This is a genomic window from uncultured Roseovarius sp., assembly GCF_913057115.1.
In the GTDB taxonomy this organism is placed as follows: domain Bacteria; phylum Pseudomonadota; class Alphaproteobacteria; order Rhodobacterales; family Rhodobacteraceae; genus Roseovarius.
On the sequence record NZ_CAJXNN010000041.1, the window covers coordinates 1 to 13,074 of the forward strand.

The 13,074-nt window shown below is 62.4% G+C and carries 15 protein-coding genes, 1 tRNA gene and 1 pseudogene; 12 read left to right on the plus strand and 5 right to left on the minus strand.

All coding sequences use genetic code 11. The features are described 5' to 3' along the window. The 6 genes and pseudogenes from QZ498_RS14420 to QZ498_RS14440 all read left to right on the plus strand — a co-directional run. A pseudogene (locus QZ498_RS14420) lies at nucleotides 1–164 on the plus strand (IS6 family transposase); the annotation flags it as partial. Nucleotides 165–400: 236 nt separating this feature from the next. Then, nucleotides 401–706 carry an NAD(P)H-binding protein gene (locus QZ498_RS17085; RefSeq protein ID WP_367117652.1) on the plus strand — a complete coding sequence of 102 codons (306 nt, stop codon included), beginning with the start codon at nucleotides 401–403 and terminating at the stop codon, nucleotides 704–706. After that, nucleotides 639–1,037 carry an NAD(P)-binding oxidoreductase gene (locus QZ498_RS14425; protein ID WP_294623499.1) on the plus strand — a complete coding sequence of 133 codons (399 nt, stop codon included), beginning with the start codon at nucleotides 639–641 and terminating at the stop codon, nucleotides 1,035–1,037. The genes QZ498_RS17085 and QZ498_RS14425 overlap by 68 nt, the downstream gene beginning before the upstream one ends. 351 nt (nucleotides 1,038–1,388) lie before the next feature. Beyond that, on the plus strand, nucleotides 1,389–1,652 hold the full coding sequence (locus tag QZ498_RS14430; RefSeq protein ID WP_294623451.1) for a DUF3489 domain-containing protein: 264 nt from the start codon (nucleotides 1,389–1,391) through the stop codon (nucleotides 1,650–1,652). Nucleotides 1,653–1,672: 20 nt separating this feature from the next. Beyond that, on the plus strand, nucleotides 1,673–2,062 hold the full coding sequence (locus QZ498_RS14435; RefSeq protein WP_294623453.1) for a DUF2924 domain-containing protein: 390 nt from the start codon (nucleotides 1,673–1,675) through the stop codon (nucleotides 2,060–2,062). Then, on the plus strand, nucleotides 2,062–3,690 hold the full coding sequence (locus QZ498_RS14440) for a recombinase family protein (protein ID WP_294623454.1): 1,629 nt from the start codon (nucleotides 2,062–2,064) through the stop codon (nucleotides 3,688–3,690). Before QZ498_RS14435 ends, QZ498_RS14440 begins: the two co-directional genes overlap by 1 nt. Before the next feature lie 183 nt (nucleotides 3,691–3,873). Here the strand turns inward: QZ498_RS14440 and QZ498_RS14445 are convergent. Together QZ498_RS14445 and QZ498_RS14450 are read right to left on the minus strand one after the other, a co-directional pair. Further along, nucleotides 3,874–3,948: transfer RNA gene (locus QZ498_RS14445), tRNA-Gln, on the minus strand. Nucleotides 3,949–4,052: 104 nt separating this feature from the next. Beyond that, nucleotides 4,053–4,547, minus strand: a complete 495-nt coding sequence (locus tag QZ498_RS14450) for an SH3 domain-containing protein (protein WP_294623456.1) — start codon at nucleotides 4,545–4,547, stop codon at nucleotides 4,053–4,055. 110 nt (nucleotides 4,548–4,657) lie between these two features. On the opposite strand from QZ498_RS14450, the gene QZ498_RS14455 reads away from it, so the two are divergent. The 4 genes from QZ498_RS14455 to QZ498_RS14470 all read left to right on the plus strand — a co-directional run bounded on the left by QZ498_RS14455 (nucleotide 4,658) and on the right by QZ498_RS14470 (nucleotide 9,128). Beyond that, entirely contained in the window at nucleotides 4,658–5,644 is a 987-nt protein-coding gene (locus QZ498_RS14455; RefSeq protein ID WP_294623458.1) for a D-glycerate dehydrogenase, read from the plus strand. 38 nt (nucleotides 5,645–5,682) lie between these two features. Next, nucleotides 5,683–7,455, plus strand: coding sequence for a gamma-glutamyltransferase (ggt, locus tag QZ498_RS14460; RefSeq protein ID WP_294623460.1), 1,773 nt, complete (start codon nucleotides 5,683–5,685; stop codon nucleotides 7,453–7,455). Between the two features lie 66 nt (nucleotides 7,456–7,521). Continuing rightward, complete coding sequence (locus QZ498_RS14465) at nucleotides 7,522–8,346, plus strand: sulfite exporter TauE/SafE family protein (RefSeq protein ID WP_294623462.1); 825 nt, start codon at nucleotides 7,522–7,524, stop codon at nucleotides 8,344–8,346. Further along, nucleotides 8,340–9,128: a hypothetical protein gene (locus tag QZ498_RS14470; protein ID WP_294623464.1), complete on the plus strand. Its 789-nt coding sequence runs from the start codon at nucleotides 8,340–8,342 to the stop codon at nucleotides 9,126–9,128. The genes QZ498_RS14465 and QZ498_RS14470 overlap by 7 nt, the downstream gene beginning before the upstream one ends. Nucleotides 9,129–9,340: 212 nt before the next feature. On the opposite strand, the gene QZ498_RS14475 is transcribed toward QZ498_RS14470, so the two are convergent. From QZ498_RS14475 to ccmI, 3 genes are read right to left on the minus strand one after another with little or no spacing between them, the layout of a single operon-like run. Next, complete coding sequence (locus tag QZ498_RS14475; RefSeq protein WP_294623466.1) at nucleotides 9,341–9,577, minus strand: DUF1289 domain-containing protein; 237 nt, start codon at nucleotides 9,575–9,577, stop codon at nucleotides 9,341–9,343. Further along, nucleotides 9,574–10,050: a Holliday junction resolvase RuvX gene (gene ruvX / locus QZ498_RS14480; protein WP_294623468.1), complete on the minus strand. Its 477-nt coding sequence runs from the start codon at nucleotides 10,048–10,050 to the stop codon at nucleotides 9,574–9,576. Before ruvX ends, QZ498_RS14475 begins: the two co-directional genes overlap by 4 nt. After that, complete coding sequence (gene ccmI / locus QZ498_RS14485; protein ID WP_294623470.1) at nucleotides 10,047–11,276, minus strand: c-type cytochrome biogenesis protein CcmI; 1,230 nt, start codon at nucleotides 11,274–11,276, stop codon at nucleotides 10,047–10,049. Before ccmI ends, ruvX begins: the two co-directional genes overlap by 4 nt. A 203-nt stretch (nucleotides 11,277–11,479) precedes the next feature. On the opposite strand from ccmI, the gene QZ498_RS14490 reads away from it, so the two are divergent. Further along, a complete protein-coding gene (locus QZ498_RS14490; RefSeq protein WP_294623471.1) occupies nucleotides 11,480–12,724 on the plus strand; it encodes a sarcosine oxidase subunit beta family protein in 1,245 nt (414 codons plus the stop codon). Between the two features lie 13 nt (nucleotides 12,725–12,737). After that, complete coding sequence (locus tag QZ498_RS14495; RefSeq protein WP_294623473.1) at nucleotides 12,738–13,067, plus strand: sarcosine oxidase subunit delta; 330 nt, start codon at nucleotides 12,738–12,740, stop codon at nucleotides 13,065–13,067. Nucleotides 13,068–13,074: the final 7 nt, after the last annotated feature.

Genomic DNA, 13,074 nt, shown 5'->3' on the forward strand with positions numbered 1-13,074 from the left:
CCATGTTGCGTTTCATACAGATGCGAAGTTTGCAGAAATTCGCCGCCGTTCACGCCTCAATTTACAACCTGTTCAATTCGGAAAGAAGCCTCAGCTCCCGACACATTCTCAAACGAAACCGTGCCGTCGCTCTTGCCGATTGGCGCGGTCTCGGCGCGGCATAAGGGACAGCACATCTGTCCATGCCGAGACTAGTCCGACTTCGTCTGGCAGCTCCATCTTGGGAGTTTGGGTTGCGCGCAGGGCATGAATTCGCACGCCTCTGGCGATTGTTCAGTACGCCAGAAAACTTGCCGGACATCAGCCTGACCGGCTCCTCATACTTGGTTCCGGGTTTTCCGGTTCCGGCAACGAAAGTCTCGGCACGGGGCAACCCGGGCCAAATAATGAAAGGCAGACAATGAAACTGGTCATTCTCGGCGCGAACGGACGCACTGGGGTACATGTGCTGCGTCGCGCACTTGATGAAGGCGCTCACATCACTGCTGTAGTCCGATCCAAAGCCAAACGACCGAAGTTAAGGCATCACCGGCTGAAAGTCGTGGTCGGAGACCCTTGCGACCAGAAGTTCCTGACCGCGGTCTTCCGCGGTCAGGACGCGGTTATTTCGACTCTTGGCGGCAGACGTCCAACCAAAAGTGCGACATCCGTCTATTCATCGATCAGCGAGCGCCATTGTCGAGGCGTCTCGGCAAACCGGTCTTAAAAGGGTCGTCGTCACGTCGAGTGCGCTTCTCTTTCCGCCCCGAAGATGGATTGACCGCTTGTTGACGGTCTTGGTGCGCAATGTTGTCACAAGCGCCAGCCTGATGGAGCAGATCCTGCAGGCCGCCGATCTTGACGTGACCATAGCGCGATGCGGTTTCCTGACCGACGCCAATGAGACGGAATATCGTGCGGTGAATGGAGCATTGCCCGAGGCAGGATCATCGGTTTCTCGTCGCAGCCTCGCCCATTTTCTTGTGAATTCCGCATGCGGGCCGATGTCGGACTTTACTGTATTCGGCGTGTCTGCTCCTTCAAGCCCAAATGCATAGACTATTATGGACGCTGGTTCGACATTCAGCCATGGTCGTCAGGCCCTTTCGCACACCAGACCTTGCTAAGGCAGTGTCAATCGGATGTCTTCTTTCGCCTCCTCCGGAACGCGTTGTGGCTACCGCGGCGTAAGTCTGCTTCCCGCCCCGATAATCATGGCGGCTCACGGCTCGTTCCCGTCACTCGCTGCGGTTTGCGCCAAGGTCTGCTTTCGGGGCTGACCTGCAAGTTTGACTGGACTCTTGGGCACAACAGAGCGGTACTGTCTGTGTCGATGACGCCCGGAACCTCCGGGCTCCACTCAGTACAGGGCGAGGGGTTGGCCTTTGCCCACAGAGTGGAGAAACACCATGACAACATCAGAGATAGCGAAGCAAAAGACAGCCAAACCGAAGACGGCTGCGGGTAAGAAACCGCGCCAGGCGCAACTTAACAAATTGCTGTCGCGGAAGTCCGGTGTAACCATCGCGCAGCTTCAAAAGACCTTCGGCTGGCAACCGCACACGGCAAGGGCGGCGATATCCTCGCAGCGCAAGGCGGGTTGCGTCGTGGCTCGAACGGAAACGGATAAGGGATCGGTCTACCGGATTATCGAAGGGCAGGGCGACCGGTGAGTGCCGGAGAGATAGATCAGGTGTCGATCCTGATCGCAGAGATCGACGCCTGTGATCGATCAGCCTGCTTGGACCGCTGGCGGGCGATCTTCGGCCGCCCGCCGCCCAAGCATCTGTCTCTGCCGTTCCTGAAACGGGTGCTGATCTGGGAGGCGCAGAACCAAGTTCTGGGCGGTGTATCGGCTAAAACGGTGCGCCGCCTGAAACACCTTGCCTCTGGAAAGATTGTACCCGTTGCGGCAAGGCCCGGTTCTTTCCTGGTTCGGGAGTGGAACGGGCGGACATACCAGGTTGAGGTGATCGATGGTGGGTATGTCATGGAGGGCAAAACCTGGCGGTCCCTGTCCGCCATTGCCAGGTACATCACCGGCGCCCACTGGTCGGGCCCGCGCTTCTTCGGGGTCCAGTGATGCGCCGGGTCCGCTGCGCCATCTATACCCGTAAGAGCTCCGAAGACGGGCTGGAGCAGAACTTCAACTCACTCGATGCACAGCGAGAGGCCTGCGAGGCCTATATCGCAAGCCAGAAGCATGAAGGCTGGGAGGTGCTGCCGGATCGTTACGACGACGGCGGGATCTCCGGCGGACACCTGGAGCGTCCCTCGCTGCAGCGCCTGATGCAGGCAGTGGATGACAAGCGTGTAGACCAGATCGTCGTCTACAAGATCGATCGTCTGACCCGGTCGCTGGCGGACTTCGCCAAGCTGGTGGATCGGCTGGATGCGGCCGAGGCATCCTTTGTGTCGGTCACCCAGAGCTTCAACACGGCCACCAGCATGGGACGTCTCACGCTAAACGTCCTGCTAAGCTTCGCCCAGTTCGAACGGGAGGTCACGGCAGAGCGCATCCGGGACAAGATCGCAGCCTCCAAACGCAAGGGGCTCTGGATGGGTGGGAACGTGCCTCTCGGATACCAGGCGGATGGCCGGACGCTGAAGATCGATGCGGCAGAGGCCGCGACGATCAGATGCCTTTATGAGCTGTACCTGGAGCATGGCGCCATCAGAGAAGTTAAAGAGCGCGCCGACGAATTGGGTCTCAGATCACGTCAACGCCTGCGCGGGGCAGGGCGCATTTCGGGCGGGACGCCCTTTGATCGGGGACACATCCATCACATTCTGGGTAACCCAATCTACGCGGGCCGCATCCGGCACAAGGGACAGGTGTATGAAGGGCAGCACCCCGCCATCATCGAACCAGTGATCTGGGAGCGGGTGCAGCGGATGCTCGCAGGCGGGGCCACAAGGGCCCGCGGCACAAAGCGGGTGTCTGCCCGATCCCTTTTGACGGGGAAGCTATTTGATGAGACCGGCGACCGTCTGACGCCCAGTCACAGCAAGAAGAATGGCCAGCGTTTGCGCTACTACATCTCCCGCAGGCTGGTGACAGATCGGAGCCGGAAGCATCCGGATGCCTGGCGTCTCCCCGCGGAACAGGTCGAAGGACTGATCACCGATCTCATCAGAGCGCACCTGCAGCAGCAAGATATTGCGGTGCGCCTGATCCGGGATCTATCCGCATCAGAGGTCGAGGCGGCATTAGCCAAACTCCATGCCATCCAGCGGACAAGGGACTGTCTGATATTGGTTGAGCGCGCCGACCTCAGCTCTGGAAAGCTGACCATTCGTCTGCACCGCGGTGAACTCGTGAAAGTAGTAGAGTGCAATCCAGACAAGATCAATCCCGACGCGCTGATCCTGACAAGCCCGTTCCAAATGCGGCGGCGGGGCGTGGAGCTGAAGCTACATCTCGGAGATGCGCCTGCGGGGTTCGACCCAAAGCTCCTGCAGAATGTGGTCAACGCACAGAGGTGGATGGCGCTGATCCTTAGCGGAATGACATTCTCTGAGATCGCCGAAGCCGAGGGCACATCGAAGCGGCGCATCCAGGACGTCGTTGATCTGGCGACGCTCGCACCGGATGTTCTCGATGCCATCGCTGCCGGTGAACAGCCAGATGGACTGACGTCGGACTACCTGATCAAGACCGGTGTTCCGGCCTTATGGTCAGAACAACGCGAAAAGTTCGCGAAGCCGTAACCCAAGCCCCCCTTAAGACATCCCAAACTCGTACCGCCGGAATGGCGAACAGAGACTGCGGGCGGAAACAGGCCTGATTTGAGCTCCAACGGAGGTCTTACTGCGAACCCTCGAGCCCTAAGCGCCTGAACTCACGCGCTTAATGCGCGGCTGTGCGTGGTGAATTAATGTAGGGGAAGTGTGTGGCTGGGGTGGTAGGATTCGAACCTACGGTACACTGTACCAAAAACAGCTGCCTTACCACTTGGCTACACCCCAACAGTGACGCGCTAGTTACTCTGGTCGCGTGACGGTTTCAAGCCCGCAGTTGCAAAAAATTCACGGCTTTTGCAATTCCCCGGTTTCAAGGCGACTCGCGCTTTTCAATCCAGTATTTCGGCGGGGTTCACGCCCCACAGGTGCACCTTGCGGGCCCATCCGTCATATCCGCCCGCCGTCACTTCGCACCAATCGGTACTGCACTCCTCCAGATGCGCGATCACCCCGAGTTCCAGCCGCGCCACGACCATCGCGCCTTCGGCAGGCTGCGACAGCAATTCCAGCATGTCCTCTTCGACAATCGCGGTCCGTGCGCCCGACAGCAAAGAGTAGTGAATCCAGCCGCCCGCACCATCCCTGTCGCGTACCCGGCGCCAGTGGCCGTGCTCTGCGGTGATTTCAAGCGGCACATCCTTGCGCTTGAAGACCCAGTCGATCCTGTGGGTCAGGCTGGGACCGCGCCGAACATTGCCCTCGGAGGCTTTCATCGACACGAAACGGGGTAAAGGCAGGTTGGTCACAGGGCCGCGCTCCTGCGCCTGCGCGAGTCCTCCGGCCATCAGGGCCACGGCAACGGCCAATGCCAAGCTGGTCTTCATCTGTATCTTCCGATTTCTGCCCGATACCTGTGCCGGGTTCTTGTGCCTCGGCCTTTCCTGCGTCACTCTGGCAGCAATGCGCGGGATTTGGAAGATGAAGGAGGCCCCCCATGGCATCTGATCGCCTGAGTGTTGTCGTTACGCGACGCTTGCCCCAGCCGGTCGAGCGGCGATTGGCGGAACTGTTCGACGTGCAACTGCGCGAGGACGACACCCCGATGACCCGCGAGGCATTGATTTCGGCGGTGCAGGAGGCCGATGTTCTGGTCCCGACGCTCAACGACCGGATTGATGCCGGGCTGATCGGGCAGGCCGGTGAACGGCTCAAGCTGATTGCCAACTACGGAGCCGGTGTCGATCATATCGACGTGCAAACTGCCCGCGAACGGGGCATTCTCGTCTCCAACACACCCGGCGTGTCCGCCGATGACACGGCCGATATGGCGATGGGGCTGATTCTCGCCGTCACCCGCCGTTTGCCCGAAGGCTTGGCGCTCATGCAAAGCGGCGCATGGGATGGCTGGGCGCCAACCACCTTGATGGGCGGGCGCATCGCCGGGCGGCGCTTGGGCATTCTTGGCCTTGGTCGTATCGGTCAGGCGGTGGCCCGCCGCGCGGCGGCCTTCGGCATGGACATCCATTATCACAACCGCCGCCGCCTGCGCCCCGAGACCGAGGACGACCTTGGCGCGACCTACTGGGAAAGCCTTGATCAGATGGTCGCGCGGATGGACGTTCTGTCGATCAACTGCCCGCATACCCCCTCGACGTTTCACCTGATGAACGCCCGGCGCTTGAAGCTGATGAAACCCGAGGCGGTGATCGTGAATACCTCGCGTGGCGAAGTGATCGACGAAAACGCGCTCACCCGCATGTTGCGTGCCGGTGAGATCGCAGGCGCCGGTTTGGACGTCTATGAACACGGGTCCGAGGTGAACCCCCGCCTGCGCGACCTGAAAAACGTGGTGCTTTTGCCGCATATGGGGTCCGCCACCGTCGAAGGGCGGATCGAGATGGGCGAGAAGGTGATCCTGAATATCAAGACATTCGATGATGGCCACCGCCCGCCGGATCAGGTGGTTCCGGCGATGCTTTGATCTGTCTTCCAGTAAGCTGCGAAATCAAAGGACCCGCCATGAAACGCCTTGCTCCGCTTCTCACCGCGCTGGCCCTCGCCCTGCCACTCCACGCGCAACAGGCCACCGATGCGGTGGCCCCCGAAGGCGCCGGGGCAGGTGTGGTCACCACCTCGCCGCAGGTGGCCGCGGCGCAAGAGGCCAAGGCCGCAGGTCGCCCGGTCGAGGCCCGCGATTGGATGATCTCGGCCGCCAATCCGCTTGCCGTCGAGGCCGGGGCCAAGGTGCTTCGCGCCGGCGGCACGGCCGCCGATGCCATGATCGCGGTGCAATCGGTTCTGGGGTTGGTCGAGCCGCAAAGCTCTGGACTGGGCGGTGGGGCGTTTCTGGTCTGGTATGATGCGGAAACCGGCGAGGTGACGACACTCGATGGCCGCGAAACCGCGCCCTTGTCGGCCACGCCGCGCCTGTTCCAGAATGAAGACGGCGAACCGCTGCAATTCTTTGACGCGGTCGTCGGGGGCCGCTCGGTCGGGGTGCCGGGCACACCTGCCCTGATGCAGGCCGCGCATGAGCGTTGGGGCAAGCGCCCTTGGGCGGGGCTCTTCGACGCTGCGATCCGGCTGGCCGAAGACGGTTTCGCGGTCAGCCCCCGGCTCTCCAGCATGGTGGCGGGCGATGCCCTGCGTCTGTCGCGCTTCGAGGCCACACGCGACTATTTCATGCCCGACCTGCAACTTCTCGAAGTCGGGCAGACCCTAAAAAACCCCGCTTATGCCGAAACCCTGCGTACACTCGCGGGGCAGGGGGCACAGGCGTTCTATACCGGCGACATCGCCCGCGACATCGTGCAAACAGTCCGCTCTGCCCCCGGCAATCCCGGTGTTCTGCGTGAGGTCGACCTTGCCATATACCAAGTCCGCGAACGCGCCCCCACCTGCATAGAATACCGTGTCTACCACGTCTGCGGCATGGGGCCGCCGTCCTCGGGTGGTCTCACCGTGGGGCAAATCCTCGGGCTGCTCGAACCCTTTGATTTGGCTGCCCTCGGTCCCGACAGCGCCGAGGCATGGCGCCTTATTGGCGACGCCAGCCGTCTGGCCTTTGCCGACCGTGGCCGCTACATGGCCGATAGCGATTTCGTCCCCGTTCCGGTCAAGGGCTTGCTCGACAAAGCCTATCTCGCCAAACGGGCCGAATTGCTCAAAGGGGACGATGCCCTGCCCGAAGTCACCCCCGGCAGCCCCGAATTCGACCATGCCCTCAACTGGGCCGATGACGAGTCGATCGAGTTTCCCTCCACCTCGCATATTTCCATCGTCGATGGCATGGGCAACGCGCTTTCGATGACCACCACCATCGAAAACGCATTTGGCTCGCGCCTGATGACGCGTGGCTTCCTGCTCAACAATGAATTGACGGATTTCTCCTTCCGAACGCACCGCGATGGCCGGCCCATCGCCAACCGGGTGGAACCGGGCAAGCGGCCCCGGTCGTCGATGTCTCCGACCATCGTGTTGAAGGACGGCCAGCCGGTCTTCGTCGTTGGAAGCCCCGGCGGCAGCCGCATCATCGGCTATGTGGTCAAAACCCTGATCGCCCACCTCGATTGGGGCATGAATGCGCAACAGGCCGTCGACCTGCCCAACCTGGTCAATCGCTTCGGGCCATTTGACGTGGAACTCACCAGTTCGCTTGCCCCCGCGATGGAAGCGCTCGGCTATGAGGTCAACCCCCGTCCGCTGATTTCCGGCATCCATGCCATCGCCCTTGGCGATAACCTGCAAGGTGGCGCCGACCAGCGCCGGGAAGGGGTGGCGCTGGGCGAATAAACCCAGCTTCCCATCGCCACCGCCTGCGTGTATCCCGGCAGAAACTCCTCACGAAAGCCCGCCTCGATGCCTGACACCATGCTCCTGATCCAGATGCTTGTTCTGCTCCTTGTGATCGGAGGCTTTGCCGGTGTGCTGGCCGGGCTTCTGGGCGTGGGGGGCGGCATCGTTCTTGTCCCGGCCTTTTTCTATGCCTTCCAGACGCTCGGCTATGATGGCCCGCAACTGATGCAAATCTGCCTTGCCACCTCGCTGGCCACGATCATCGTCACCTCGCTGCGTTCGGTGCTGAGCCACAACAAGAAGGGCGCGGTCGATTGGGACATCCTGCGCACATGGGCCCCGGGCATCGCGTTGGGCGCGGTGCTTGGCGTTCTGGTGGCCGCAAACCTGCGCTCCAATACCCTGCAAGGGGTCTTTGGCGTGCTGGGGTTGGTGATCGGGGCTTACCTCGGGCTGGGGCGGTCGCACTGGCGCCTGGGCGCGGAAATGCCCAAGGGTCTTACCCGCGCAATCATGTCACCGATCCTCGGTTTTCTTTCGGTGCTTATGGGCATCGGCGGCGGCAGCTTCGGTGTGCCATTGATGAGCCTTTATGGCACCGCCATCCACCGCGCCGTGGCCACCGCCGCGGGCTTTGGCATAACCATCGCGGTGCCGTCCGTGGCGGGGTTCCTGTTTCTTGAAATCGCTGCTGAAAACCGCCCGCCCCTGACCATCGGGGCGGTCAATCTGGTGGCCTTCGTGATCGTCATCGCCATGACGCTGATCACGGCCCCTTGGGGCGTAAGACTGGCACATGCCATGGACCCCAAGCCTCTGAAACGCGTGTTCGCGGTCTTCCTGACGCTGGTGGCGCTCAACATGCTGCGCAAATCTCTGGGATGGTAGCGGCGCTGTTCGAGAAGGGCTGGGCCCACTTCCCAGCCGAAGACAGCCTGCGCGATTGGGCGCGGGCGGCCCGCCAAGTGGCGCTAAGGCGTATCCAAGACCCGGAGCAACAGGCCAAATGGCTGCAATGCGAAGGTACATGGTTCGTGGGCGTTGATACCCTGCCAAACGACACGGTCGGAGCGGTCGCAGACGCCGGACCTCTGCCCGGCGCAGCCATCACCGCCGCCCGCACCTTCTATGGCGATCTGCCCCTGCACGCGGGCCAAGTCTCGGTCACCTATCCGGGCTATCCAAGGCCGCGCGATGGCGAATCTGACACCGCCTTCCGCTACCGTCTCAAACGCGACGCGGCTCATGTCGATGGCCTCCTCGCCGTAGGAAAGGACCGCCAACGTATGCTGCGCGAACGCCACGCCTATATCCTCGGCCTGCCTCTCACCACGACCGGCACGGGTGCCAGCCCCTTTGTGGTCTGGGAAGGCAGCCACAAGATCATGCGGGCGATGTTTGACAGGCACCTCGCCGCGCACCCCGAGCGGGAATGGCCCAATATCGACCTCACCGAGGCTTACCAAGCCACCCGCCGCCACATCTTCGAGACCTGCCCTCGCGTGGAAATCACCGCCCAACCCGGCGAGGCCTATATCGTCCACCGCTTCGCCCTGCATGGCGTCGCCCCTTGGGCTCCTAATGCAAAAGCGCCGCCAGAGGGCCGAATGATCGCCTATTTCCGCCCCGAATTCCCAAAGGGAACCCGCGATTGGCTTAACCGGTCGTAGCCAAATTGAGCGCGCTGCGCGCGCCCATGATATCTCGTCATCGGCCTATGGCCTCTTCCTCGGGATTGCCTCCGGCGGGAGTATTTCGGGAAAGATGAAGCCGCCCCCGTGCTTCATCTTTCTTCAAATACTCCGGGGTGAATTGGCCGAAGGCCAAGAGGGGCAGCGCCCCTCATTCAACAAAACCTGTGCGGCGCAGCCGCGCCTTTTGGTTAGCCGCGCGCCAGTCGGGCCGCGCGACCGCCACGGCGTTTCTTGAGAAGGTTCGCGCGGTCGGGCAGGGCCTCCATGACCTCGCGACGGTCCTCGGCGCTCATCTTGGACCAGCGGGTGATCTCGTCGATGGAGCGATAGCAGCCGGTGCAAATCCGGGCCTCGGGGTGCACCACGCAGACCCGCACGCAGGGGCTTTCGATTTCCTTGCGGCTCCAGACCTTGTCGTCTTTCACGTTTCTGCCCTCATATGCCTCAAACGGTCCAATGCGCCTTGCAGGATATAGGAGGCCGCGACATTGTCGATAACCTCGGCGCGACGCTTTCGTGTCGCATCCGCCTCCAAAAGCGCCCGTTCGGCGGCCACGGTTGACAAACGCTCATCCCAAAAGCCAATCGGCAGGTCGGTCAGCTTCTCAAGATTCCGGGCAAAAGCCCGGGTCGATTGACAGCGCGGCCCTTCGCTTCCGTCCATGTTGCGCGGCAGGCCAAGGATGATTCCACCGGCCTCACGCGCCTCGGCAATCTCCAAAAGCCGCGCCGCATCCCCCCCGAATTTCTTGCGCTTGATCGTCTCCAGCGGTGAGGCCACCGACAAAAGCCTGTCTGACAGGGCAACCCCGATGGTCTTGGTCCCCAGATCAAGGCCCAACAGGCCCCGGCCCGGTGGCACCACCCCGGCAAACCCTTCGATCTCGTCGAAGATCATTCCGCCACACCCGCCGCCTGTGCGGCTTCGCGCACCACGGCCATGGCCTCGGGCGTGTCGGCAAAGCGGGTCTGCGCCTCGGTCCAGATGGCGGCGGCCCGGTCAGTCTCGCCCAACACGCCAAGCGCCCGGATCAGGCGGGCCCATTCGGCCGGTGTGCCACCCTCATCAGCCAATCGCTGTGACAGGCCTTCCACCATGCCACGGATCATCTGCTGGCGCTCCTCCAGGCTCATCTCGCCTGCGGCCTCCATATCAGCCGCGCTTGGCCCGGGGGCACCCTCCAGCGCAGGCAATTGATAATCGGTCACGCCCGCGCGCCACGCCAATTCCTCGATCCGCTCACGGATCGTCGGCACCCATGGCGCGGACGGGTCGCTTTCGCGCAACAGTGCATCCCATGTGCGGAAGGCCGCATCGGGCCGGTCCACCTGCATCAGGTAAACGCCAAGGTAATAGCGCGCCGTCGGCTCGCTCGGGTCTCGTTGCAGGGCCTCGCGCAGGGCCGCCTCGGCCTCTTGGCTGACGTAGCCGCCCGCCGCACTGATCATCAGGTCGGCCCGATAAGCGTGATCGCGCGCCGTGGCCTCCTCGCCCTTGGCGGCGATCAATCTGGCCTGCGCCTCATGCGCCGCTGTCAGGTTGCCAAGTGCGGCCTCGTTACGCACCAGAAGGGTCAGGCCGCGCAAGTCACCCTCGCGCTGCGCCACCGTTTCGCGCAGTTTGTCCATCAACTCCAGAAACTCGGGGCTTGCCTCGGGCGGAACATCGGGCGCGGGCACCCGGGCCTCGGCCTCGGCTTGGCTCAAGCGGTTCTGCCGTGCCGCATCCGAGACCGCCAGCCGCGTCTTGAGCGGCACATCCCGGTACCCCGGCGAACCCACCTGCGCATAAAGCGCCACCGACCCGCCAGCCAATCCCATGATCACCAACCCGGCGGCGATCCAGCCACCGCGCCCCGGTTGCCCGCCCGTGTCACCACCCGCGCGCAACTGCGCATCCGCCGCCAGAACCCGGCGCGACACCTCGGCCCGCAGCCGTTCGGCCTCGGCCGCGGAAATCACCCCGCGTGCTTCGTCACGGTCAACTTCCTTCAACTGGTCGCGATAGACCTGCAAATCATAGGCCGCAGGCGGCGCATCCCCGATACGCCCGCGCAGCAAGGCAAGCCCCAGTATCAAGCTGACGGCAAGTGTCAGCCCCCCGGCCACGATCCAGAAAACCATGATCTCTCCCTAATCTTTGCCCCCCATGTAGCCATCGCGTCGCCGCGATGAAAGGGACAAGAGGTCACAATCCCGCCGAACCCCATCAATGTCGCTTATCGCGCAATTTATGCCGCCCAGAATTGGATTTCCAAAGCGATCCTGTACCATACCCAATCCATGCGGCCCCGCGCCGCGAATCCATCAGATTTCCGAGAGCGCGCATGAAACGTTATTCCGCCTTTGCCGTCGCCCGCGAAGCCCTGCGTTACCACATGGGGTGGGAACGGGCCTGGGCCTCGCCCGAACCCAAGAAAAAATACGATGTGATCATCGTGGGGGCAGGGGGGCACGGCCTCGCCACCGCCTATTACCTTGGCAAGAACTTCGGGATCACCAATGTGGCGATCCTCGAAAAAGGCTGGCTGGGTGGCGGCAACACGGGCCGCAACACCACGATCATCCGCTCCAACTACCTGCAAGACCCCTCGGCGGCGATCTACGAAAAATCCCGCTCGCTCTACGAGACCCTGAGCCAGGACCTGAACTATAACGTCATGTACTCCCCCCGTGGCGTGATCATGCTGGCGCAAACCGAGCATGAGGTGCGCGGCTATAAACGCACCGCCCATGCCAACGCCCTTCAAGGGGTCTCGACCGAGTTCATCTCGCCCCAGCGGGTCAAGGAAATCGTGCCGATCATCAACCTCGATGGCCCGCGCTATCCCGTGCTTGGTGGCCTCTGGCAGGCCCGCGCCGGCACCGCGCGCCACGATGCCGTGGCTTGGGGCTTTGCCCGCGCCTGTTCGGCCATGGGCATGGACATCATCCAGAAATGCGAAGTCACCGGTGTCAGCCGCGATGGCGGTAAGGTCACCGGCGTGACCACCAACCGTGGCGATATCGCCTGTGACAAGCTGGGCATCGTCGTGGCGGGCAACTCCGGCCACCTAGCCGATATGGCTGGCTTCCGCCTGCCCATCGAATCCGTCTCGCTTCAGGCGCTTGTCTCCGAGCCGATCAAACCCTGCATGGATTGCGTGGTGATGGCCAACACCGTGCACGGCTACATGTCGCAATCGGACAAGGGCGAAATGGTCATCGGTGGCGGCACCGACGGCTTCAACAGCTACACGCAACGCGGCTCTTTCCACCATATCGAAGAAACCGTGCGCGCGCTGGTGGAAACCTTCCCGATGGTCGCCCGCCTCAAGATGCTGCGCCAATGGGGCGGGATCGTCGACATCACCGGCGACCGCTCGCCGATCCTGTCGAAAACCCCCGTCGATGGCGTCTTCATCAACTCCGGCTGGGGCACCGGCGGCTTCAAGGCCACCCCCGGCTCGGGCTGGGGCTTTGCCGAACTCATTGCCAAGGGCCATTCGCCGCTTTGCGATGAATTCTCGCTCACCCGCTTCAAAGAAGGCCGGTTTATCGACGAATCCGTCGCCGCCGGCGTCGCACACTAAGGAAGGGACAGACATGCTCATTCTCGATTGCCCCTGCTGCGGCGTGCGCGGCGAAGAAACCGAATTCCACTCCGGCGGTGAGGCCCACCTCAAACGCTTCGGCCCCGGCTCCTCGGATGATGACTTCCACGGCTACCTCTTTGAGAAGGTAAACCCCAAGGGCGTGCATTTCGAACGCTGGCGGCACGTCAACGGCTGCGGCAAGTGGTTCCACGCCGCCCGCTGCACCATGACGCTTGAGGTCTTCGGCACCTATTCGGCCCAAACGCTGGAGCCACCGCAAGAGATCAAGGACAAGATCACCGCCAAGCGCCCCGGCTGGAGCTGGAGAGAATTCTCATGAGGCTTCA